Origin of the sequence: Desemzia sp. FAM 23988, from assembly GCF_045528365.1 — a bacterium.
Taxonomy (GTDB): domain Bacteria; phylum Bacillota; class Bacilli; order Lactobacillales; family Carnobacteriaceae; genus Desemzia.
On the sequence record NZ_JBGQQS010000002.1, the window covers coordinates 16,276 to 40,583 of the forward strand.

Annotated in this window: 21 protein-coding genes and 1 other annotated feature; of the genes, 17 read left to right on the forward strand and 4 right to left on the reverse strand. The window is 37.6% G+C overall.

Annotated features, from left to right (window positions below):
* Window positions 1–47: 47 nt before the first annotated feature.
* The gene (locus tag ACEN4L_RS01560; RefSeq protein WP_407095580.1) at window positions 48–1,553 is read right to left on the reverse strand and encodes a YfcC family protein; all 1,506 of its coding nucleotides are present in this window, start codon (window positions 1,551–1,553) and stop codon (window positions 48–50) included.
* A gap of 250 nt (window positions 1,554–1,803) precedes the next feature.
* Here ACEN4L_RS01560 and uvsE point away from each other — a divergent pair, with 250 nt between their 5' ends.
* The 5 genes from uvsE to ACEN4L_RS01585 all read left to right on the forward strand — a co-directional run bounded on the left by uvsE (window position 1,804) and on the right by ACEN4L_RS01585 (window position 6,566).
* Window positions 1,804–3,060 carry a UV DNA damage repair endonuclease UvsE gene (gene uvsE / locus ACEN4L_RS01565; protein WP_407095581.1) on the forward strand — a complete coding sequence of 419 codons (1,257 nt, stop codon included), beginning with the start codon at window positions 1,804–1,806 and terminating at the stop codon, window positions 3,058–3,060.
* 142 nt (window positions 3,061–3,202) lie between these two features.
* The gene (locus tag ACEN4L_RS01570; protein WP_407095583.1) at window positions 3,203–4,294 is read left to right on the forward strand and encodes an ABC transporter permease; all 1,092 of its coding nucleotides are present in this window, start codon (window positions 3,203–3,205) and stop codon (window positions 4,292–4,294) included.
* 18 nt (window positions 4,295–4,312) lie between these two features.
* On the forward strand, window positions 4,313–4,990 hold the full coding sequence (locus tag ACEN4L_RS01575; RefSeq protein ID WP_407095585.1) for an ABC transporter ATP-binding protein: 678 nt from the start codon (window positions 4,313–4,315) through the stop codon (window positions 4,988–4,990).
* Window positions 4,991–5,035: 45 nt separating this feature from the next.
* Window positions 5,036–5,530 carry a MarR family winged helix-turn-helix transcriptional regulator gene (locus tag ACEN4L_RS01580; protein ID WP_407095587.1) on the forward strand — a complete coding sequence of 165 codons (495 nt, stop codon included), beginning with the start codon at window positions 5,036–5,038 and terminating at the stop codon, window positions 5,528–5,530.
* Window positions 5,520–6,566, forward strand: a complete 1,047-nt coding sequence (locus tag ACEN4L_RS01585; protein ID WP_407095589.1) for an NAD(P)-binding protein — start codon at window positions 5,520–5,522, stop codon at window positions 6,564–6,566. Before ACEN4L_RS01580 ends, ACEN4L_RS01585 begins: the two co-directional genes overlap by 11 nt.
* 40 nt (window positions 6,567–6,606) lie before the next feature.
* Here the strand turns inward: ACEN4L_RS01585 and ACEN4L_RS01590 are convergent, their stop codons facing one another.
* Window positions 6,607–7,443 (reverse strand): DUF72 domain-containing protein, encoded by an 837-nt coding sequence (locus ACEN4L_RS01590; protein WP_407095590.1) that lies wholly within the window; start codon window positions 7,441–7,443, stop codon window positions 6,607–6,609.
* 21 nt (window positions 7,444–7,464) lie between these two features.
* The gene (locus ACEN4L_RS01595; protein ID WP_407095592.1) at window positions 7,465–7,911 is read right to left on the reverse strand and encodes an acyl-CoA thioesterase; all 447 of its coding nucleotides are present in this window, start codon (window positions 7,909–7,911) and stop codon (window positions 7,465–7,467) included.
* Window positions 7,912–8,960: 1,049 nt separating this feature from the next.
* Between ACEN4L_RS01595 and ACEN4L_RS01600 the strand changes: the two genes are divergently transcribed.
* The 8 genes from ACEN4L_RS01600 to ACEN4L_RS01635 all read left to right on the forward strand — a co-directional run bounded on the left by ACEN4L_RS01600 (window position 8,961) and on the right by ACEN4L_RS01635 (window position 19,068).
* Window positions 8,961–9,950: a mannose/fructose/sorbose PTS transporter subunit IIA gene (locus tag ACEN4L_RS01600; protein WP_407095594.1), complete on the forward strand. Its 990-nt coding sequence runs from the start codon at window positions 8,961–8,963 to the stop codon at window positions 9,948–9,950.
* 36 nt (window positions 9,951–9,986) lie between these two features.
* Window positions 9,987–10,787: a PTS mannose/fructose/sorbose transporter subunit IIC gene (locus ACEN4L_RS01605; RefSeq protein ID WP_407095596.1), complete on the forward strand. Its 801-nt coding sequence runs from the start codon at window positions 9,987–9,989 to the stop codon at window positions 10,785–10,787.
* 22 nt (window positions 10,788–10,809) lie between these two features.
* Window positions 10,810–11,721 (forward strand): PTS system mannose/fructose/sorbose family transporter subunit IID, encoded by a 912-nt coding sequence (locus ACEN4L_RS01610; protein WP_407095598.1) that lies wholly within the window; start codon window positions 10,810–10,812, stop codon window positions 11,719–11,721.
* Window positions 11,722–11,879: 158 nt separating this feature from the next.
* Window positions 11,880–12,257 (forward strand): DUF956 family protein, encoded by a 378-nt coding sequence (locus ACEN4L_RS01615; protein WP_407095599.1) that lies wholly within the window; start codon window positions 11,880–11,882, stop codon window positions 12,255–12,257.
* 176 nt (window positions 12,258–12,433) lie between these two features.
* Window positions 12,434–12,662, forward strand: a binding site (T-box leader).
* A gap of 76 nt (window positions 12,663–12,738) precedes the next feature.
* Window positions 12,739–15,156, forward strand: a complete 2,418-nt coding sequence (gene leuS, locus ACEN4L_RS01620) for a leucine--tRNA ligase (RefSeq protein WP_407095601.1) — start codon at window positions 12,739–12,741, stop codon at window positions 15,154–15,156.
* 310 nt (window positions 15,157–15,466) lie between these two features.
* On the forward strand, window positions 15,467–16,267 hold the full coding sequence (locus tag ACEN4L_RS01625) for an aldo/keto reductase (protein ID WP_407095602.1): 801 nt from the start codon (window positions 15,467–15,469) through the stop codon (window positions 16,265–16,267).
* Between the two features lie 132 nt (window positions 16,268–16,399).
* On the forward strand, window positions 16,400–18,067 hold the full coding sequence (locus ACEN4L_RS01630; RefSeq protein WP_407095604.1) for a polysaccharide biosynthesis C-terminal domain-containing protein: 1,668 nt from the start codon (window positions 16,400–16,402) through the stop codon (window positions 18,065–18,067).
* Between the two features lie 278 nt (window positions 18,068–18,345).
* Entirely contained in the window at window positions 18,346–19,068 is a 723-nt protein-coding gene (locus ACEN4L_RS01635; RefSeq protein ID WP_407095605.1) for a pseudouridine synthase, read from the forward strand.
* A 132-nt stretch (window positions 19,069–19,200) separates the two neighbouring features.
* Here the strand turns inward: ACEN4L_RS01635 and ACEN4L_RS01640 are convergent, their stop codons facing one another.
* Window positions 19,201–20,028 carry an NAD(P)H-hydrate dehydratase gene (locus ACEN4L_RS01640; protein ID WP_407095606.1) on the reverse strand — a complete coding sequence of 276 codons (828 nt, stop codon included), beginning with the start codon at window positions 20,026–20,028 and terminating at the stop codon, window positions 19,201–19,203.
* 179 nt (window positions 20,029–20,207) lie between these two features.
* Between ACEN4L_RS01640 and pepV the strand changes: the two genes are divergently transcribed.
* From pepV to gcvH, 4 genes are all read left to right on the forward strand, one after another.
* Window positions 20,208–21,608 carry a dipeptidase PepV gene (gene pepV / locus ACEN4L_RS01645; RefSeq protein ID WP_407095608.1) on the forward strand — a complete coding sequence of 467 codons (1,401 nt, stop codon included), beginning with the start codon at window positions 20,208–20,210 and terminating at the stop codon, window positions 21,606–21,608.
* Window positions 21,609–21,720: 112 nt separating this feature from the next.
* The gene (locus ACEN4L_RS01650) at window positions 21,721–22,506 is read left to right on the forward strand and encodes an SDR family oxidoreductase (RefSeq protein WP_407095610.1); all 786 of its coding nucleotides are present in this window, start codon (window positions 21,721–21,723) and stop codon (window positions 22,504–22,506) included.
* 253 nt (window positions 22,507–22,759) lie between these two features.
* A complete protein-coding gene (gene gcvT, locus ACEN4L_RS01655) occupies window positions 22,760–23,872 on the forward strand; it encodes a glycine cleavage system aminomethyltransferase GcvT (RefSeq protein ID WP_407095611.1) in 1,113 nt (370 codons plus the stop codon).
* Window positions 23,873–23,900: 28 nt separating this feature from the next.
* Window positions 23,901–24,308: a glycine cleavage system protein GcvH gene (gene gcvH, locus ACEN4L_RS01660; protein WP_407095613.1), complete on the forward strand. Its 408-nt coding sequence runs from the start codon at window positions 23,901–23,903 to the stop codon at window positions 24,306–24,308.

The window sequence follows — 24,308 nt, forward strand, 5'->3', positions numbered from 1 at the left end:
GAGTCGGTAACAATAGCCGACTCCTGCTTTTTTTCTTAATGCAACAATTATCCTAGGACCGCAGCGATACCTAGAATAATGCAACTTACAATAAAGATGACACCAATTAATTTGGCTGTAAACTTCCACCAAGTAGATAATTCAATGCCTGCAATAGCTAAAGCTCCCATCACAACTCCAGAAGTAGGTGTAATCAGATTGATGATACCGCTGGCTGCTTGATAAGCTGTGATAACTACATGTTCCGGTACATCGGCGAATGATCCAAGCGGCCCCATGATACCCATTGTTGCGGCTGCCAGACCAGAGGTGGAAGGGATGAGGAATGACATTGGGATATAGAAAATATACGTTAGAATAGAGAACAAAACAGGAGACAGGTTAGATAGGTTTTCTTCTCCCAGATGCAAAATAGTTGCTGTGATCATTCCTTCATTCATGACAACTTGAATTCCACGAGCTACAGCAACGACTAAAGCAACTCCTAACAAATCTTTGGCTCCTTCCATGAAAGTAGAGACGATTTCTCCTTCAGGAATACGGTAGTAAATTCCAATGATTACAGCCATTAAGAAGAAGAGCATGGTGATTTCCATGAAGTACCAGTCTCCTAATGCGACTAGTTGTTGTCCAAGAACTGTACCTACTATGGGAAGTCCCATCAACCATTCGTTCATTGTTTCAAAGAATGTCCAATTCTCGTTTAATGTAGACCAAGGAATTAATCCTACAACCATAATTAAAAAGGTCAGTCCAAAAAGAATCATGACAACTTTTTGTTTTGTCGTCATTTCTTCTTTTATATCCGTTACAGCGAATTTTTTTTGATTTTCGTTATAGTCTTTATAGACTAACGAATGAGAAGGGTCTTTTTGTACTTTGACAGCGTAACGATAAATAAATAACGTAGCGATTGCATACATAGCAATAAAGAACACTAGACGCCAAATAATTCCTTCTCCCATACCTAGCCCTAGAGCTTGAGAAGCTACCCCTGTTGCAAATGGGTTAACTGTGGAAGCCAATACTCCAACACCGGATCCTAACAATACTACAGAAACAGCGACTAGGGTATCAAATCCGACAGCCACCATCACCGGAATGATCAGAGGATAGAAAGCCAATGTTTCTTCTGCCATTCCAAAGGTTGTACCGCCTAAAGCGAAAATAAACATCAAGATAGGAATCAGCATTTTTTCTTTTCCTTTATAGTTCTTGACAACTTGAGCGATCCCGGTATCTAAAGCCTTTGTACGATTGATAACGCCTAAAAATCCGCCGACGACTAAAATAAATAATGACACTTCAATTGCGCCAGGCGTGGTTTCCGTACCAATCATACCTTTGACCGGTGCCATGAAAACATCCCATAAGCCTTGCGGATGCTGCTCTGTTAATTGGTAACTTCCTGAAACGATATTTCCGGCCTCATCTACTTGATATTCTCCGGCAGGCACAAACCATGTGAGTATGGCAATGGCAAGAATAATAAGAAACAACACGGTATAAGATGAGGGCATTGAAAATCTTTTTTTCTTCTGACTAGTTTCCATGATATTACCTCCTGATAATCTATTAAATCTCTAACTTTATTTTACCATTCGTGTAGTTCGCTTTCAAAATGATACAGACAAACAAAGTGTAGAGCACTTCACATTCTATAAGAAACCTTTATAGGATAAAGAAAAGAGAGAGAGTAAATTGTTTTATTCAAGGCACAGTAAGCAACTTTTCTGTACGGATGATAAGGTTGTGTGCGAAAATAAGTAGGAATACTATAGAAATACTGAGAGGATAGATAAAATGAGTATTGGATATGCCTGTTTAGTTGTAGGAGTGCCGGACACTAATCTCCGAAGGGTGATCAAGAAAAATGCCACGGAGGAAAAATTAAATGAGATTACGCTGCACAATTTGTTAGCGTTAGAAAAAATGATTGATTACAATATTGAAAATGACATCAAGTTATACCGTATTAGTTCTGACTTGATTCCTTTTGGATCCAGTCCAGTCAATAGTTTGCCATGGTGGGATATTTTTAGAGAAGATTTCGAGCGTATTGGCCATAAAATAGCTGAAAGCGATATGCATGTATCTTTTCATCCAGGTCAATATACAGTTTTAAATTCTCCAAATGAAGAAACAGTTGCTAGAGCCGTGGATGATCTAAAGTATCACGCCAAAGTACTGGAGTGTCTCAGTGTAAACAATGAACACAAGATCGTTCTTCATATTGGAGGGATATATGAGGATAAGAAAGCAGCTAGTCTTCGTTTTATTGAAAACTTCCAACGTTTAGATGAAGCGATAAAAAGACGGTTGATCATTGAAAATGATGATCGCTTGTATACACTCAAAGATGTAATGTGGATTTCTGAAAGAATAGGGATCCCAGTAGTCTATGATAACCTGCATCATTCTGTAAATCCTGGTTCTGAGACGAGAAATGATCGAGAGTTGATTACAGAAGTCAATAAAACATGGAAAGCAGGAGATGGTAAACAAAAAATCCATTATTCACAGCAAGCACTAGACAAACGAACTGGAGCGCATACAGCAACTATTTATCTAGAACCATACTTGGATTTTTATAACCAGTTAGATGATCCGACTATCGATATTATGTTAGAAGTGAAGGATAAAAATATTTCGGCAGTCAAATGCATCAATGCTACTCGTCTTGACCGTTCTATCAAGTATTTAGAAAAAGAATGGATGCGATACAAATATCTTATATTAGAATATAGCCCTGAACGGTATCAACAGATTCGAACTTTATTGAAAGACAAAACGGCTTATCCAGTAGAAGAATTTTATCAGTTAGTAGCAGAAGCATTAAAAGAGGAACCTCAACCAGGCAACACAGTAAATGCTGTACAACATGTATGGGGGCATTTGAACGAACAAGTAAATGAAAAAGAAAAAAATGCTTTCGAGCGCAAATTAATAGCTTTTCAAGAAGAGAAAGCTACTGTGAAAAGTATAAAAAATCAATTAAATAAGTTAGCCAAAAAATATTATGAACGCTATTTATTACAATCTCTATTTTTTGAAGGTTAATAAATAATCAAAAAGACAACCTAAACGGACATAAATTTAGGTTGTCTTTTTATGAGCTTTTCAATGTACATCGTATACGATTTAATATATGATGATTGTCGATCAGTAGACTTTTTATTGAACATTAAAAGGAGTTGGAAACATGTTTTTAGCATGGAAAGAAATTAAATATTCAAAAACAAGATTTGCGCTTATTATTGGAGTCATGATATTGGTTTCGTACTTAGTATATTTTTTAACAGGGTTAGCATATGGATTAGCACAAGACAATCGAACGAGTGTGGATAAATGGGAGGCAGATGGAATTGTGCTGACTGATGAGTCTAATTCAAACATCAATATGTCTATGATCACTTTAGGGCAAGCAGAAGAAGTTTCTGGAGACGAAACAGCTTTATTAGGGCAAACAGCTGGAGTTATTCGTAAGGAAGGTACATCTGGAGAAGCAGCAAAAATCAATGTAACTTTCTTTGGTATTGAACCGGATGAATTCATTATGCCAGAAGTCATTGAAGGTGAGCCGTTCTCAAATAATGATGAAGTCGTAGCAGATATTAGTTTAAAAGAAGAAGACGGTATTGAAATAGGAGATGTTGTGCAATTAGCAGGTAGTGACAAGCAGTTAACCGTTACTGGTTTTACAGAAAACGCTAAATTTAATGTTGCGCCTGTTTTATATACTACGATTGCTTCTTTTCAAGAAATTCGATTTGAAAGAATAGATGATTCTGAAGAAGGAAGAATCAGCGCGATAATTGTTCGGGATAGTTCAGAAGGTCTATCAGGTGTAGAAATTGATAATGATGACCTAGTTCCTTATGAAATTGGCGATTATATTTATAAAATCCCAGGATATAGTGCACAAGTATTAACTTTTGGATTGATGATCGGATTTTTGATCGTTATTGCTGCTGTAGTTATCGGGATTTTTATTTATGTCTTAACATTGCAAAAATCTAGTTTATTCGGTGTGATGAAAGCCCAAGGAATCTCTTCTGGGTATATAGCTAAATCTGTTATCGCTCAAACATTTATTTTATCCACTGTTGGTGTTGGTACAGGTCTGCTATTGACTTTAGGGACATCTCTTGTATTGCCAGCTAGAGTTCCTTATCAAAATAATGGTCTCTTCTTAGGCGGGATCACACTTCTATTGATCGTAGTAGCTGTTTTAGGTGCATTGTTCTCTGTTCGAACAGTTGTTAAAATCGATCCATTAGAAGCAATTGGTTAAAATAAGGAGGAAAATAAGTTGAAATTAATAGAATGTAAAAATGTGTCAAAAAGTTTTGGTGATGGTCGTAAAGAAATAGAGGCCTTAAAAGAGACTAATTTTTCAGTAGAAGCCGGAGAATTTGTAGCTATTATTGGTCCCAGTGGATCAGGTAAGAGTACTCTGTTAACGATTATCGGAGGTCTGCAATCTCCAAGTAAAGGAAAAGTACTGATCAAGGATGATCCATTTAGCGAAGAGGAAGAAAAACAGCGTGCTGCTTTACGCTTTAAAGAAATCGGGTTTATCTTGCAAGCTTCTAACTTAGTACCGTTTCTGAATGTGCGAGATCAATTAAGATTAGTGAACAAAGTGAAAAAAACTAAAATGGAACAAAAGCAGACGGATGCCTTGTTAGAAGAACTAGATGTATTGAGACTGGAAAAAAGTTACCCTAGTGATTTGTCTGGAGGGGAACGCCAACGTGTAGCTATTGCGAGAGCATTATATCATGATCCATCTGTTATTTTAGCAGATGAACCTACTGCCAGCTTGGATTCTGAAAGAGCTTTTGAAGTAGTCGAAATTTTAGCAAGAGAAACAAAAAGCAAACAAAAAGCGACTATCATGGTCACACATGATGAACGATTGATCGACAAATGCGACAAGGTTTATGTAATGAAAGATGGGGTCTTAACGTTAAGAGAGAATGATTAAGGCATCATTACAAGAAAGTAGTCAATAGTTGAAAGGAGTTTTAAAATGGATGAATCTATCTTTGAGCGTTCGTTAGAAGACCAACTTTGTTTTGAAGTATACAAAGCTGCTAATGGTTTTTCAAAACTCTATAGAAAAGCTTTGAAACCGTTTCAGTTAACTTTCCCGCAATATCTAGTATTGTTGGCATTATGGGAAGGCGACGGAGTGATCGTTAAAGTGATCAGTGATCGTTTGGGGATGTCTATCGGGACATTAAATCCTATTTTAAATCGATTAACGTTACAAGGTTGGACTGAAAAGCAATCTTCTTCTGAAGACAAACGTGCACGTATCATTACATTGACTGAAAAAGCTGTAAAAGAAAAAAAAACTATATCCATGAGTATTTTACAGGAAGTGATGCAATGCAATCGGTTAGAAATAGATGGTAATCTGTTTCTACAAAATCTGAAGGATTTAAATAATGAATTTGAACGCGTAGAAAAAATAGCTGATGGCAATGAAGAAAAACGAATTGAGGAGAAAAATGGAAACTAAAAAGACAGTGAGCGTTATAGGTGCAGGTGTAGCAGGTTTAGCTAGTGCTATGCGTCTTCAGCATGCTGGTTATAACGTAGAATTATTTGAAAAAGAAGGTATCCCTGGTGGGAAAATGAATTTGATCGAAAAGGATGGCTATCGTTTTGATCTAGGACCTAGTCTTGTGATGATGCCTGATCTTTATCGAGAAGTATTTGAACTTACTGGACGCGATCCGGATGATTATATTCCAATGGAAAGATTAGATCCTATGTACACTGCTCATTTTAATGGTGGGAAAGAACAATTTGATGTGTCTTCTGATTTAGTAACATTGACAAAAACCTTAGAAGAGTTCAGCGCTGAAGATGCACAAGGGTTTATGCATTATTTGAAAGATATTTATGAACGGTTTGTTGTAGCTAAAGACCATTTTCTGCAACGTCCTTTTCGAAATCAAAGCGACTTTTATAGACCTTCTGTCATCAAACAAGCACTTAAGTTGAAAACATTTGACAGTGCTGACCATATGATCAAACAATATGTTAAAGACGAACGTTTACAACAAATGTTGAGCTTTCAAACTCTTTACATAGGACTTTCTCCTAAAAACGGTCCTTTGTTTATTTCTTGGATAGCGCGTCAAATCCCGATTCACTTTTTCGTAAAACACCAAGACTGGTTCAAAACAAAGAATTGGGAAAATTCTGGAGATATTTGGCAGCGTTGGTTTAGAGTTCGAAATTGGAAGCCGCACTTGCCAGATGGGACCCAGATTACCAGAAAAGGATTTGACAAAAGGACTCTGAGACATTTTAACCAGATCAGATTGGAACGATTTATTATTGAAACTCGTCGAGGGGAACTAGCGCATTGGATGATGATTCCGCCTGCGTTTCTATTTTTCTTATGGAATCCTTTGTGGGCTGGATGGGTTATGGTTATCTATGCTGTGATTGTTAATTTGCCATTTATTATTGTTCAGCGATACAACCGACCTCGTTTAGAAAAATTAGGGGATAGAAAAGAACGTAAATTTGCAAAGAACAGCTAAAAGGAGATGTATGATACACTCCCTTTTAGCTGTTCTTTTTTTAGAATAAATCGAGTTGTCTGGGAGCTAGTCCAGTAAAACTGATCCCTAATATATCTTGGAGTTCTTTGGCATTTTTGGCCGCATGTCCTCCTGAGTTGTTATTAAAGATGACAGCTACTTCATCAGATTCTTTTTCCAATTCCAGAATAATCTCTGCAAATTGTTTCATTTCCTCATGACTGTATTCATAAAGTGTTCGTTCTGAACGCCAATTTTTGCTATTTCCACCTTGCCATCCTTCAAAGTTTCTGCCGTGTAATCGTAGAAGTGCCAGATTTTTATTTGTACTTTCAGAAATAAGTGGGACACTATTATTGGGCGTTGGAGGTTGGTCTACTACTGTATGAATAAATTGGTGTTCCTTTAAAAAATATAGAGTAGCTTCCTTATTTTGATTGCTGTACCAGCTGGAATTACGAAACTCAACAGCAATTGGAGTATCTTTCATCCAAGTTCTAACTTTTCTTAAGTAGATGACATTCTCTTTTGTGCAGCCAAAGTAAGGAGGGAATTGGAATAAGAAAGCTTTGATTCGGTTTTGTTCCAACATAGGTTCAAAACGAGTTAGAAAGGCACTGAACATTTGTGCTTCGCTTGAAAAGTCTTCAATCCACTTTTTATGTTGAGTCATAGCTTGATAAGCTTTAGGAAGAAAGCAAAAAGATTCAGGTGTCTTACTCATCCAATTGTGAAGATTTTTTTCTGAAGGAATGGCGTAGAAACTAGTATCCAACTCTACAAAAGGGAAGTGTCCAGCGTAGTCTTCTAATTTTGTACTTCTGCTGGTTTCCAGCAACTCATGATCACTCCACCCAGTCAGACCGATCGTAATCATATTTTTTACTCCTTTACATGATTAATTTTTATTGAGCTCAAAATTAATGCCAACATAAGCATCAAACAAATCATACAATTCTTTATCTGCTTTCTTCAAAGAAATCGGTCGATTACTATCACTTAAAAAGCAGTGTTTGCTTTCGCCAAAAGATCGCAATTCATCTGTCTTTTTATCCATGACACGATAAGAGATCTCTAAGCGAATACCGTTAAATACTTCGATTTTAGGAATGATATACACGTGGTCGTTATACCGAACCATTGATTTGTATTCACAATTCACACTAAGTACGGGAACGATAATTCCGCTTTTTTCCATTTGATCATAGCCAAAACCAATTTGATCCATCAAATCAGTTCGAGCTTCTTCAAACCAACGAATATAATTTGAATGGTGAATGATTCCCATTTGGTCTGTTTCATAATATTGTGCTCGGTGTTCGTATAATTGATAGTCTTTTTTCAACATACTTCCTCTTTTCGGCATAAATTTATTTACAATGATTTCTATATAAACGTTAGTTTTATTTTACCATTTTGTTTTCAGATACCAAAAGTAAATGTAATATATGTTAGTGTCAATATTTTCTCGGTAAAAAAATTTTTTTAAAGTTTAAAGAGAAATTACTCCATTTTTCCAAACAATTATGCGTTGATTTGGCTTTTTGTTCTGTTTTTATGCTAGATAAGATAAAAATGTATTTGGGCTTTTTAACCCGCAGCCCGAATACACTTCGCGTCCGGGGGCGGCGGTGAGCCTCCTCGTGCTAGCGCACTGTGGGGTCTCACCAGTGCCTTTTTAATCCCCCAGGAGTCTACGCCGTATTCGGGCTACTCATCTAAGCAGCCATCTATGTGACTGGCGATATCATCCAGTCTGCTTTTGAAACAGTGCTCTAATATATTATAGCGTACAGCAAATAAATTGAGATGGCGAAAAATAGATTTGCAAGAGGCAGCAGAGTCTCAACTGTTCAAATTATTAATCCTCATATAATAAAAAAACAGTATTAATACACTAAAACACCATAGTAAAACAACAGGAGGATAAACGGCACACTAATTAGTGTGTCGTTTATCCTCCTGTTGTTTTAGCTAAAGGTTAGTGTAATAACTTATTTAAACAATACACTAAAGTTGGCACGAAAATTGCTTATTAATAAGTGAAAGCTAAAAAGCAATGGTCAATAAAAATGATCATGCCAAAATAATTGAGGTCTATTCAAACGAACTATTAGATAATGTAAGGGTGTTCTTATTATTTGTTTCCACTAACTCTTGTTGATCGGATACAATTATCAACGAATCAAAAGTTTAGTTGGAAGATTTAAAAGTTATTATTGATAACAGACAAAATCTAATAGAAGTTTTGAAAAAAGCTAAACTTTAGAGTTTAGAACTAAGACGGATATTAAAAAGAAAGGAGAAAAAGAAGTCAGAGTAAATTGAGAATAAAGTTTTAGATTGAGCTACCTATCGTCAAAAAGTAAAATCATTTATTTAGGAGGTAAAAATATGGTAGGAATTATTCTAGCAAGCCATGGCGAATTCGCTGAAGGCATCTTGCAATCTGGAGCAATGATTTTTGGAGAACAAGAAAACGTTAGCGCTATTACTTTAATGCCAAGTGAAGGTCCAGAAGATGTAAGAGCAAAAATGAAAGATGCAGTTGCGTCTTTTGATGATCAAGATGAAGTGTTGTTCTTAGTGGATTTATGGGGAGGTACGCCATTTAATCAAGCAAATGCATTATTTGAAGAACACAAAGATACATGGGCGATCGTTGCAGGATTGAATTTACCGATGCTGATCGAAGCTTATGGATCTCGTTTATCAATGACATCTGCTCATGAAATTGCAGCACATATCGTTGAAGCGGGAAGAGAAGGGGTCAAGGCTAAACCGGAAGAATTGGTAGCAGACACTGCGAAAGTTCCAGTTGCAGAAGACGGACAACCTAAAGGACCACTTGCTCCAAATACAGTAGTTGGAGACGGAAAAATCAAATTCGTCTTAACACGTGTAGACTCTCGTTTATTACATGGTCAAGTTGCGACATCATGGTCTAAATCTGTAGGACCAAACCGTATCATCGTTGTTTCAGACTCAGTAGCACACGACGACATGCGTAAAAAATTGATTGAACAAGCTGCTCCTCCTGGAATAAAAGCAAATGTTATCCCAGTCGATAAATTGATTGAGATCACAAAAGATACTCGCTTTGGAAATACAAAAGCATTGATTTTATTTGAAAATCCTACAGATGTGATACGTGCAATTGATGGCGGCGTTGAAATCGATGAGGTAAACGTTGGTTCGATGGCTCACTCAGTTGGGAAAGTCGTTGTAAACAAAGTTCTTTCAATGGGACAAGAAGATGTAAAAGCTTTTGAAGAAATGAAATCAAGAGGCATCAAATTTGATGTACGTAAAGTTCCTAATGACTCTCGTGCGAACATGGATGAACTTTTGAGAAAAGCAAAAAATGATTTAGCAAAAGCATAATAATACAATAGAAATAAATTATTTAGGAGGGCTATTATGTCTATTATATCAATAATTTTAGTAATACTTGTTGCTTTTCTAGCTGGTATTGAAGGAATCTTAGATGAATTCCAATTCCATCAACCTCTAGTAGCATGTACTTTGATCGGTTTAGTAACAGGAAATTTGACAGCAGGTATCGTTCTTGGAGGTACGCTTCAAATGATCGCGCTTGGCTGGGCTAACATTGGAGCAGCCGTAGCACCCGATGCTGCATTGGCATCAGTTGCATCAGCAATTATTTTAGTTTTAGGTGGACAAGGGGTTGCCGGAGTTCCAGCAGCTATCGCGATTGCGGTTCCTCTTGCAGTAGCAGGACTTTTCTTGACAATGGTTGTTCGTACATTAGCTGTACCTATTGTACACGCAATGGATAAATCAGCTGAAGAAGGAGATTTCAGAAAAATTGAAATCTTACAAATTTTAGCAATCTGTATGCAAGGTGTCCGTATCGCTATCCCAGCTGCAGCGCTATTATTTATCCCGGCAACAACAGTTCAAGGATTCTTAGAATCAATGCCTGCATGGTTGACAGATGGTATGGCTATCGGTGGTGGAATGGTTGTTGCTGTTGGTTATGCACTAGTTATCAACATGATGTCATCTAAAGAAGTATGGCCATTCTTTGTTCTTGGTTTCGTAGTAGCAGCCGTTTCTGAATTGACATTGATCGCTCTAGGAGCAATCGGAGTTGCTATCGCTCTTATTTACTTGAACCTTTCTAAAATGGGTGGTTCTTCAAGTAACGGCGGAAACAATACTGGTGATCCGCTTGGCGATATCTTAAACGATTATTAATCCTGAAGGAGGAGAAATTGACATGGAAGAAAAAATTACTTTATCTAAAAAAGATCGCTTAGCTGTGGCATGGCGTTCAACATTTATCCAAGGTTCTTGGAACTATGAACGTATGCAAAACGGCGGTTGGGCATTTTCAATGATTCCAGCCATTAAAAAATTGTACAAATCTAAAGAGGACCGCTCAGCAGCATTGAAACGTCACTTAGAATTCTTTAATACTCACCCATATATCGCTTCACCAATTCTTGGTGTTACTTTAGCTCTTGAAGAAGAACGTGCGAATGGCGTTCCTGTTGATGATGTAGCTATCCAAGGGGTTAAAGTTGGTATGATGGGTCCTTTGGCCGGTGTTGGTGACCCGGTGTTCTGGTTTACTGTACGTCCAATGTTAGGAGCTCTAGGAGCTTCATTAGCAATGGGAGGAAATATTCTTGGACCAATCTTATTCTTTGTAGCTTGGAATTTGATTCGTTGGGGCTTCATGTGGTACACACAAGAATTCGGTTACAAAGCCGGTTCTAAAATCACAGAAGACCTTTCTGGTGGTTTATTGCAAGATATTACTAAAGGTGCATCTATTTTAGGGATGTTTGTACTGGCAGCATTAGTACAACGATGGGTATCGATTGGTTTCAAACCCGTTATCTCCGAAGTACAATTGGATGACGGAGCATTTATTGAATGGGATCAGCTACCTGCAGGTGGAGAAGGAATGCGTCAAGCCTTTGAACAAGTAAATTCAGGTATGGCTCTTTCTCCTACTAAAGTGACCACGTTACAAGATAACTTAGACCAATTGATTCCAGGATTGGCACCGTTATTGTTAACATTATTCTGTATGTGGTTATTGAAGAAAAATGTTAGCCCAATTGTTATCATCTTAGGTTTATTCGTAGTTGGTATCGGCGGACACTTGATCGGACTACTATAATAACTGAAAGAAACATCAGTCGATTCAATTCTGTAAATGAATAGTGGATCGTAAAAAGAGCGGCTGGGATTTTTGTCTCAGTCGTTTTTTTTTGTGGTTTATTTGAATGAAGAAACGTATAATGACTGTAAGACGATAAATGAAATGGAGCGGTTTGAATGGTTGAATCAATTAACACAAAAGTGGATTTGGTGATCGATGCCACCGCTTTTACGGGACTAACAGATTATGGGAAAATCATGATCGGTGATAGAGGATTTGAATTTTATAATACGCGGGATCCGCACAAATTTATTCAAATTCCTTGGGAAGAGGTAAATCTTGTGATTGCTTCAGTCATGTTTAAAGGCAGATGGATCCCGCGTTATGCGATCGAGACGAAAAAATCGGGTACGTTTACTTTTTCTTCAAAAGACCCTAAAAAAGTTCTTCGTGCGATACGCGAATACGTTGACCCCGATTACATGGTACACTCATTGAGCTTTTTTGAGGTTATCAAAGGTGCTTTTAAAGCAATAGGGAAGAAGAAAAAATAACTGTTTTTAGTATCAATTTTTTTTGCCATTAGATAAATATAAAAGTAACTTATCGATAATAAGCTTTAAAGTGTGCACTGAGTTTTTTTACTTCTGCTCTCTTGTTCGCTTAGAGAAAAGTTTTTAAATCTTTAATTGAATCTAGAACTAGAATTTGTTAAAATGAAATCAATAATCAAAAGACAGTGATAAGGATCAGTAGGAATGGCTCTTTTTTAGAGAGCGCATGGTTGGTGAAAATGCGCAGAGATACATTTTGAACTCGCCTTAGGAGTTGCTTTGCTGAGAAAGACTTTCAAGTAGGCAGAGACGTTTCATCCGCGTTAAGGATAAGATGAGATTGCAAGAGATTATTGCAGTAAATTTAGGTGGTACCACGACTATAAAATTGAGTTCGTCCTAAGAATACAAGGAATAAATGCCTTTGTATTTTTAGGGCGATTTTTTTTTACACTAATATTAAGAAAAGAGGTAATTAGGAATGAGTTTTAATCACAAAACCATTGAAAAGAAATGGCAACAATATTGGGATACAAATAAATCTTTCCGCGTAATAGAAGATCCTGAAAAAGATAAGTTTTACGCAATGGACATGTTCCCATATCCATCAGGTTCAGGACTGCACGTAGGACATCCAGAAGGCTATACTGCAACGGATATTCTTTCTCGAATGAAACGTGCTCAAGGGTACAACGTGTTGCATCCTATGGGCTGGGATGCCTTTGGTCTGCCAGCAGAACAATACGCACTGGATACAGGAAATGATCCGGCTGAATTTACAGCTGAAAACATTCAAACGTTTAAACGTCAAATCAATTCTCTAGGATTCAGTTTGGACTGGGACCGTGAGATCAACACTACTGATCCAGAGTATTACAAATGGACTCAATGGATCTTTACGAAATTATATGAAAAAGGTTTGGCTTATGAAGCAGAAGTAGCTGTAAACTGGTGTCCTGCTTTAGGAACAGTTTTGGCTAATGAAGAAGTCATTGATGGCAAAAGTGAACGCGGAGGACATCCTGTTTACCGTAAGCCAATGAAACAATGGATGCTGAAAATCACAGCTTATGCAGATCGTTTGCTAGAAGATTTAGAATTAGTAGATTGGCCAGAAAATATCAAAGATATGCAACGCAATTGGATCGGTAAATCGGTAGGGGCCAATGTAACGTTTAGCGTGAAAGAATCTAGTGAAGAATTTACTGTGTTCACGACAAGACCAGATACACTTTTTGGGGCGACGTATGCTGTTTTAGCTCCTGAGTCTGATTTGGTTGAAAAAATCACTACACCAGAACAAAAAGCAGCTGTTGAAGCCTACATCAAAGAGAGTAGTCTGAAAAGCGATTTAGACCGTACAGATTTGAATAAAGACAAATCAGGAGTCTTTACTGGAGCTTATGCAATCAACCCGGTAAACGGGAAAGAAATGCCTATCTGGATCGCAGATTATGTACTGGCTTCATATGGAACGGGAGCTATCATGGCTGTTCCAGCTCATGATCAACGTGACTGGGAATTTGCGACTAAATTTGATTTAGAGATCATCCCTGTACTTGAAGGTGGAGACATCACAAAAGAAGCTTTCACTGAGGATGGGACTCATATCAATTCAGAATTTTTGGATGGACTTGGAAAAGAAGCTGCTATCGAAAAAATGAATAGCTGGTTGGAAGAAAAAGAAATCGGCAAAAAAGAAACGACTTATCGTTTACGCGACTGGTTGTTCGCTCGACAACGTTATTGGGGAGAACCTATTCCTGTTATTCATTGGGAAGATGGTACGACCACTACTGTCCCAGAAGAAGAATTGCCATTGTTGCTGCCAGTAACTAATGAAATCAAACCTAGTGGTACTGGTGAATCTCCGCTTGCAAATATCACTGATTGGGTAAACGTAGTTGATCCAGAAACCGGTAAAAAAGGGAAACGTGACACAAATACGATGCCGCAATGGGCAGGTAGTTCATGGTATCATTTGCGTTACATTGACCCCCACAATTCAGAACAATTAGCGGACCCTGAAAAATTAAAAGAATGGTTGCCGGTAGACATTTATATCGGCGGGGCAGAACATGCTGTATTGCATCTATTGTATGCACGCTTCTGGCATAAATTCTTATACGATATCGGTGTCGTTCCAACAAAAGAACCGTATCAAAAATTGTTCAACCAAGGAATGATCCTAGGAGAGAACAATGAGAAAATGTCTAAATCAAAAGGGAATGTAGTCAACCCTGATGATGTGGTAGAACAATATGGAGCAGATACATTACGTGTTTACGAAATGTTTATGGGACCGTTAGATGCTTCTATTGCATGGAGTGAAAACGGACTAGAAGGAAGTCGCAAGTTCTTAGACCGCGTATGGCGTTTGATCATGGATGAAGATGATAAGTTACGTGATCGTATCACGACTTTTAATGATGGTAAGTTAGATGTGGTATATCATCAAACGGTCAAGAAAGTTACTGAAGATTATGATGCATTACGTTTCAATACAGCCATTTCTCAATTGATGGTGTTTGTAAATGAAGCATATAAAGCAGAAGCGTTGCCTGTTGAGTATATTAAAGGATTGATTCAACTATTGGCGCCAATCGCTCCTCATCTAGGAGAAGAATTGTGGCAAAAAGTGACCCAATCTCAAGAAGGTATTTCTTATGCAGCTTGGCCAACATATGATGAGAAATATTTGCAAAAAGATGAAGTAGAAGTTGTTTTCCAAGTTAATGGCAAACTGAGATCAAAAGTTCAAGTTTCCAAAGAAATCTCAAAAGATGACATGGAAAAATTAGCGATGGCAGATGAAAAAGTCCAGCAATATATTGAAGGGAAAAATATCCGTAAAGTGATCGTTGTTCCTGGAAAATTAGTCAATATTGTAGCTAACTGATCCGTTTCGTATTGGATGGTTAACATTCTTTTTTTCACATTAGGTGTGCTATTATTCTTATAAAGGAATAGTAGCACATCTTTTTATGCCTTATAAAACATTCTTAGGAGGGGTTTTAATGGATGCTGCAAGTTGGTTGGCCATAGGGATAGCTGTAGCAGTTGCCATTGGTTTATTTGATGATAAGAAAAAGAAACGTAAGAAAAAAGAAAAAGATGACGAGCAATAATGGTTCAATAAAAAAGCGAAGAGTCTATTCGCTTTTTTATATGTTCAGGACAAATACAACCCAATAAAAGGTGGAGATACAATGGAACAAAACAGACAAAAGATGATTCGTTTGAACAATGGGCAGCTCATTCCATTAATTGGGCTGGGCACTTATAATATGGATGCTAAAACAGCAGAAGAAACGATCTATAGCGCTTTAATGAAAGGATATCGTTTAATTGATTCGGCTGCGATGTATGAAAATGAAGCTGAGGTAGGTCGTGCAGTTCGAAGAGCAGTAAACAGTGGGATTCCACGTGAAGAGATTACTGTTGTGACCAAGATTTGGAAAACAGATTTGGGATACGAAAAGACCCTGAGAGCTTTTGAGAAAAGTTATGGAGCTATGAATCTGGATGTCATTGATTTAGTATTGATCCATTGGCCAGATGTTTCCAATGACGTGAATATCAAGACTTGGAAAGCATTAGAAGAAATTTATTATAGTGGCAAAGTAAAAGCTATCGGTGTCTCCAATTTTGATGAAGAGCAGTTAAATTACTTATTTGAATGGGGAGATATCAAACCAGTAGTGAACCAGTACTCTTCTTATCCAGGCAACAGTCAGGAAAATTTGCGAGTGTTTTGCGAAAAAAGTGGTATTCGATCGATGGCTTATAGTCCAATTCATAGAGGGAAGACGTTGGATGATAGAGATATCCAAAGATTAGCAGAAAAATATCAAAAAACGCCCGCACAAATTGCACTTCGTTGGAATATCCAACGGGGCGTTATTCCCATACCCAAAACAGAAAGCAAAGATCGTTTAGAAGAAAATTTACAGGTATTCGACTTCACTTTATCTGAAAATGAGATGTCATTATTATTGGCAAAAGGATAAAGGTGTCTACATTAATTCAAAGTAGTTAAAAAAGCATTAAATTTTGATTGAGCTGGCTCTTTAGACATTGCATCTTGTCTACTTTATAAGTAGAATGTAAGCTAGCAAAATATTTTGAGAGTAGGCTTATAAATGTCAAATGAAACGATAAGTAAAAAAACGAAACATGTTGAAAGTGATTCACAGAGTAAAATGTTATCGGGTTCTGCTTGGATGTCTGCTGCAAGTATTATCTCTAGACTGTTAGGTGCTATCTACATTATCCCTTGGATGGCTTGGATGGGAAATAAAGCGACAGCTGAGGCAGCCAATGCCTTATATACTGTTGGTTATACACCTTATGCTTTGTTTTTAAGTGTCGCTACAGCAGGTGTCCCTTCTGCCATAGCTAAACAAGTTTCTCATTATAATTCGTTGGGAGAGTATGATATCAGTAAGGACATATATAAACGAGGGTTACAAGTTATGTCAATTACAGGTATCGCTTCCGCTATCCTGATGTACGCATTAGCACCATTTATCGCAGCAAATAGCCCAACAGCTTCTGCTGCAGACGGAACACAAGTGATTCGTACATTGTCTATAGCTTTACTGCTGATTCCAACGATGAGTGTAACTAGAGGGTACATTCAAGGGTTCCAATCAATGGCTCCATCCGCTATTTCACAAGTTGTTGAACAAATTGTGCGGGTCATATTTATGCTGGCTTCAGTATTCTTTATCCGTCAAGTATTTGATGGGTCAGTTGTAGATGCTGTATCATGGTCTACTTTTGGAGCCTTTGTTGGGGCATTAGCCAGTATGGCATTTTTGGTTTATGTAGTGTGGAGAAAACAGTTAAATGCGAAACCAACTATTGGTTCCAGTTCTAGCAGCAACATAACTGTTTCAACCAATCAAATCTTGTTTTCTATTATCAAAACGGCTATTCCTTTCATTATCATCGGAGCTGGAATTACGATTGCTCAATTAGTCGATCAATTTACATTTGATCCTATCATGAAAGCTGTTAGTGATTATACTCCTAAAGAAATACAGAGAGTTTACGGTGTCGCAGCAGCAAATGCGCATAAATTGATCATGATCGTACTTTCGTTTGGGAGTTCAATGGCCATTACTTCAGTACCTTTGATCAGTAGTTTAATGGCTAAAAAAGATCATAAAGGATTGAGCAGACAATTTAATAATAGTATTCAATTGCTGTTTCTTATTATCATTCCGGCGTCAGTGGGAATGGCTGTAGTGGCTGAACCATTGTATACATTATTTTATCAACATGATGATTTTGGAACGAGTATTACTCAATGGTCAGCTATTATGACTATTTTTTTAGGGTTGTACACAGTAGTGAGCATTATGATCATGTCAGCAAACAGACCCCGTGCTGCGATAAAGGGGCTAGTAATAGGGGTGATTGTGAAATTAGCTTTACAATATCCACTACTAGCTGCTTTCAAAACTCACGGAATGCTGGTTTCTACGATGATTGGTTTTGCAGTATCTTCCCTTATTATTATTCATGCAATGTATCAGACAGAACATTTCAATCTAGGATTATTGTCGAGAAGGACACTGTTAATAACCATTTTCTCTGTAATCATGGCGATAGCTACAACAGTCGTCAGAGAGTTGCTTTACCTGTTTATTCCAGTTAGCGACAGAGGATTAGCTTTAGTAGTTATATTGATCGTAGCTTTAGTAGGGGTAGCTGTTTACGGCTATCTAATCTTTAAATCAAGACTAGCAGATAAAGTGATCGGCACAAAAGCAACAACATTTAGAAAAAAATTAAAAATATAAGAGCGTGGAGAGAGGCGTTTAAGGACAGAGCGCGGAACAAACCGTTTAGACTTTCGTAGAGTTCACTTTTGGCGTTTAGTTGGGTGTTCTTTCCCAACGAAAAGGTAAAATGAAATCATAGGGAATCAAGCTTACGCAACGCGTTTAAAACCAGAGCGTGAAGTAAGCCGTTAAGCCCACACTTAAAAAGAGAGTTAGGATTTTTTAATGTCCTAGCTCTCTTTTCAATTTTCTGTATAATGGAAAACAGATAAGTGTATTGAGAAAGGAATTTAGAAATGAGATTGGATAAATTATTGTCCCATAGTGGATTTGGTACGAGAAAAGAAGTGAAAAATCTTCTAAAGAAAAAAGTTGTGACTGTTAATGGAACTTTTCAAAAAGATGGTAAAGTTCAAGTCTCCCCAGAAACAGATTTAATAGAGGTATTTGGAGAAAAAGTAGAATATCAAGAGTTCGTTTATTTCATGTTGCATAAACCAAAAGGGGTTATTAGTGCTACAACAGACAATCTGCATGAGACAGTCATTGATTTATTGCAACCGCAGGATCAATTGCAAGAGCCATTTCCAGTAGGACGTTTAGATATTGATACGGAAGGGTTATTGCTTTTAACCAATGATGGTAATTTAGCCCATGAATTGCTGTCTCCCAAAAAACATGTCAATAAAGTTTATCAAGCCGAAATCAAAGGAATCGTAATAGAAAAAGACGCAGCGGCTTTCTTAAAAGGTGTTACGTTAGAGGATGGATATAATTGCAAACCTGCAGAATTAGTGATTCATGAAACTGATGGGGCAAAAGGGACTTCAAAAATTGAAGTAACCATTCATGAAGGTAAGTTTCATCAAGTAAAACGTATGTTTGAGAGTGTAGATAAAGAAGTGACTTATTTAAAACGTCTGTCTATGGGACCATTATATTTAGACGAAAATTTACAATTAGGAGAATACCGAACGTTAACTCAAGATGAGATCGAGTCTTTAAAAAATAGAAAATAGTTGATATTAAATAGACTTGAAAAGAGACTGATACAAGCAGTCTCTTTTTTTCAAATTTATTATTTTTTATCTATTTGACTTGAGTTGTGTAAACTTTCGTCAGTCATTGTAGAACCTTATTTTAGTCCATTCTTATTTTTGTGAATATTGTTTCATCATATAAGGGATATTCTCGATAATTTGTGAAGGAAGAACTACATATTGTTTTTCTGCAAGTGTATCTCCTATTTCACTATGCAAGAACACAGCTGCTAGAATGGCTTTTTCTTTATCGTCAAATTGAGCCACAAATCCAGCGATCATACCTGCTAAGGTATCTCCCATCCCGCCAGTAGCCATAGCTGGGTTTCCTGCAGTATTTTTCCAGAATGCATCATTAAAGTAAACTTTTGTGCGGTTCGATTTGAGTACGATCGTCCCGCCAATTTTTTTCTGTTGAATCGCGTTAGCTTCGTCTTCTTGTTCAGCTTGAGACAATCCAGTCATTTTTTTCCATTCTCCCACATGAGGAGTATAAATAGCTTGTGTTTTTGGATAAGGGATATCATATTTTGCTATAAGGCTAATAGCACTGCCATCAATAACGATGTACTGGTCTTGGGATACACTAGAAAACACAGTAGTTAAGATATCCAATGCTTCTTGAGATAAACCAAGACCGGGACCAATAACAATGACATCTACTGTTTCTACTTGCTCAGTTACTTTTTTCAAATCAGCGCTATCCACGACCATCGCTTCTGGAAGACGAGCATGCAAGGAAACGTGATTCGCTTTAGCTGTGGCTACGGTGACCAAGCCGGCACCACTATAAACAGCTGCACTAGCTGTTAAGATGGCGGCTCCACCCATATCTTCATTTCCACCGATGACCAAGACTTTTCCATAAGTCCCTTTATAACTATCTTCTGACCGTTTGATTAAAGTTGATGTTACGATCTCTTCTGTAATAGAATTCATTTGCTTAACTCCTTTCTCTATTCTCCTTCATTATAAGTTTTAAAAGAATATTAAGCCAAAGTTATACAATATTAAGCCAAAGTTATACAAATAGAAGCGAAAAAAGTTCAGCCCTACATTGGTAACTGACATCAAAAGTGATAGAATGGAAGTGTTAATGAAGAGGGGAGAGTTTTGACATGGCAATTGATTGGAAAAAAGAAGCTGAAGCTCGCAAAGACGACTTCTTAAAAGATTTGTTCATGCTGTTGAAAATCGACAGCGTTCGCGATGACAGCAAAGCATCAAAAGATGCACCAGTAGGTCCTGGTCCTAAAGAAGCCTTAGAAGCCTTTTTAGCATTGGGTGAAAAAGATGGTTTCATCTCTAAAAATACTGGAAACATAGCTGGTCATCTTGAATATGGTGAAGGCGACGAGATGATGGGTGTGTTAGCTCACGTTGATGTAGTTCCTCCTGGAAACGGTTGGGACACAGATCCATTTGAGCCTGTAATTATAGATGGAAAAATTTATGCACGTGGTTCAAGTGACGACAAAGGACCAGGTATGGCAGCGTACTACGCAATTAAAATGATCAAAGAAATGAATTTACCGATTTCTAAGAAAATTCGTTTCATCATTGGTACAGATGAGGAAAGCGGTTGGCAATGTATGGATCACTACCTATCAGTGGAAAAAGAACCGGATTTTGGATTTTCTCCTGATGCTAACTTTCCCATCATCAATGGTGAAAAAGGAAATGTTTCCTTATATGTGAATACCAAAGGAACAAATAAAGGCGGGAAAAACACGTTGATCAGTTTTGATGCTGGATTGCGCGAAAATATGGTGCCTCGCGATGCTGTAGCTGTCTTTACTAGCAAAGAAGCCGATATGATCGAAAAAGCTTTTTATGATTATGTAGAAGCAGCGCCTATTTCAGGTACAGTATCTGTTGATGGCGATCAAGTGACAATCGAAGTCGTAGGTAAGTCTGCTCATGGAATGGAACCTCGTGGCGGAGTGAACGGTGGAACTTATTTAGCAACCTTCTTAAGCAATTTTAGTTTCGGCGGAGATGCTCAAAACTACCTTCAAATCATTGCAGAATACATTCACGAAGATTCAAGAGCCGAAAAATTAGGCTTGAACTTTGCAGATGACATAATGGGCGATTTAACGATGAATGCAGGTGTATTCACGTTTACTCCTGAAAATGGAGGAGTTATTGCATTGAATTTCCGTTACCCACGCGGAATGAATGTGGAAGCAATCGAAATCCAATTAGATAGTAAACTAGCTGAATATGGCGTTACGCTTAGTCGTGGCGGAGTTAAAGAACCACACTACGTACCAGCTGATGATCCATTAGTAAAAACGTTACTGGATGTCTATGCTAAACACACTGGATTAGAAGCTAAAGAACAATCTATCGGTGGTGGAACATACGGTCGTTTAATGAAACGTGGAGTAGCTTATGGAGCCATGTTCCCTGACAGTGTCGACACGATGCACCAAGCAAATGAGTTTATGGCTGTCGATGACTTGATGAAAGCCATGGCAATTTATGCTGAAGCAATTTATACGCTCATTAAATAAAAATAATAAATAAGATAGGGTTGGGACTTAGTCTCAATCTTATTTGTTTTATATCGATTAATGGTATAATTTGTCCAAACGTTTTTCATTATTGAATATGAGGGGGAGAAGAATGGATTTAGAATTAACCAATAAAGTTGCACTTGTAGTAGCTTCAAGTAAAGGATTGGGAAAAGCCATCGCCAAGGAATTGGCTAAAGAAGGTGCCAACGTGATGTTGACTAGTAGAACAGAAGAAACTTTACAACAAGCGGCAGAAGAAATTCAAGCTGAAGCTGCAAGTAAAGTAGCGTATTTTCCAGCTGATATTACCAAACCAGAAGATATCAGAGCATTAGTGCAAGAAACCAAGACTCAATTTGGAAAAATTGATATCTTAATCAATAATGCGGGAGGACCTCCTTCTGGAAACTTTACGGATTTTGAGGATGAAGATTGGGTAAACGCATTCGAATTGAATTTATTGAGTTACATTCGCTTGATTCGAGAAGTGTTGCCAGATTTAAAAGAAAATGGCGGAAAAATCTTAAATGTGGCGAGTTCTTCTATTAAATCAGTTATTCCAGATTTAATATTATCGAATACTTTTCGTAACGGTATCAATGGGTTAAGCAAATCATTAGCAGTAGAGTTGGCGCCTGATCATATCATGGTCAATACGATTGGGCCTGGGAGAATAGCTACGGACAGAATTCAAGTGATGGACCAAAGAAAAGCTGACGCAAAAGGAATGTCATTAGAAGAAGTCACCGCACAATCGGAAAAAGAAATTCCCATCGGTCGCTACGGAAAACCAGAAGAATTTGCCAAAGCAGCTGTATTTTTAGTTTCTGGAGCGAATACTTATGTTACTGGACAATCTATTTTAGTGGACGGCGGGATGGTAAAAGCACTTTAATAGTAAAAAAGAAAAGACTGAGGTAGAACGATTATCTCAGCTTTTTTTGTGCAGTAATAAAAAAATTTCAGCTGAATTCAAACTGACAGGAAAAGCATCTAACTAGTGGGACCCTTCTCGTAACCGACGAGCTATACACTTTGCTCCACTCTCGAAAAATTATTTCTTGAATAAAGAAAGACAATGGTAGCGGAATCTTTTATAATGTAGATAAGGAATAAAAAAGTGTGATCAGAAAGTTAGGGGGAATAAAATGTCGGAGCAATCTAATTTAAATAAAACACCGTTATATGACTATTATAAAAAAAATAACGTAAAATTAATCGACTTTGGTGGTTGGTCGCTTCCAGTTCAATTCACCGGTATTATAGAAGAACACGAAGCCGTACGTACAAAAGCTGGATTATTTGACGTGTCTCATATGGGAGAAATCTTGATTGAAGGAACACATGCGACAGCTTGCTTGAATCATTTACTGACCAATAATGTAGCTTCTATCCAGATAAATCAAGCTCAATACAACGCAATATGCCATCCAGACGGAGGGACTATTGATGACTTGATCATCTTCAAGCTGTCTGAGGAAAAATATCTTATGACACCCAATGCGGCAAACAAAGATAAAGTATGGGAATGGATGCATCAACACTTAGAAGACAATGTCTCTCTCAAAGATCTTTCTGCCAAAATGGGGCTGCTGGCGCTTCAAGGGCCGACAGCTGAAACGATTCTGAGTAAATTAACAACGGCAGACTTGAGTACGATTCAATCGTATCACTTTCTACCAAGTGAAAAGGTGGCCGACATTTCCAACATTCTGATAGCCAGAACAGGATACACTGGTGAAGATGGCTTTGAGTTGTACACAGCAGCGAATCAAATCGAAAAACTATGGGACTCTTTGTTGAAAGTCGGTGCAGAATACGGACTTAGACCATGCGGACTTGGTGCAAGGGATACGTTAAGATTAGAAGCAGGCTTGTCTTTATACGGACACGAATTATCTGATGACATCACTCCTTTAGAGGGTGGGATTGGATTTGCTGTGAAAACGAAGAAAACGGCTTCTTTTATCGGTCAAGAAAAATTAGCTGCTCAGCGCAGTGAGGGCTTGAAGAGAAGAATCAGAGGAATTGAGCTTTTGGACAAAGGTATTGCACGTGAAGGTTATCCTGTTTACTCAGAAGACGGAACAGAAATTGGGGTCGTCACATCAGGGACTAAATCACCGACTTTAAAGAAAAGTATTGGGTTAGTTTTGATCCAAAATGATTATACTGCACTAGAAACTACAGTGTATGTTGGGGTGAGAAAGAAAAAAATCGCTGCTCAAATCATCGCTACACCTTTTTACAAACGACCATAAAACTTTATACAAGGAAGGAAGTTGCAACATGACAAACAATCAAAATAATTTGTATTTTACAAAAGACCACGAATGGGTACTAGTTCTTGAAGGAAATATTGCTCGGATGGGAATTACCCAATATGCTACAGAACAATTAGGAGATATCGTTTTTGTAGAAGTTCCCGAATTAGATTCTGCTGTTTCAGTCGAAGAAGAAATCGCTACTGTGGAGTCTGTAAAATCAGCTTCGGAGATTTTTACGCCTCTAACGGGAACGATCATTAAGGTGAATGACGAATTAGAAGACAGTCCTGAATTGGTGAATGAATCACCATATGAAAATGGCTGGTTAGCAGAAATTCAAGTTGAGGATGCAGATGAATTGACTCAATTGATGAATCAAGAAGCTTATGAAGCTTATGTGAAGGAATTAAAAGAGGAAGAAGGTCAATAA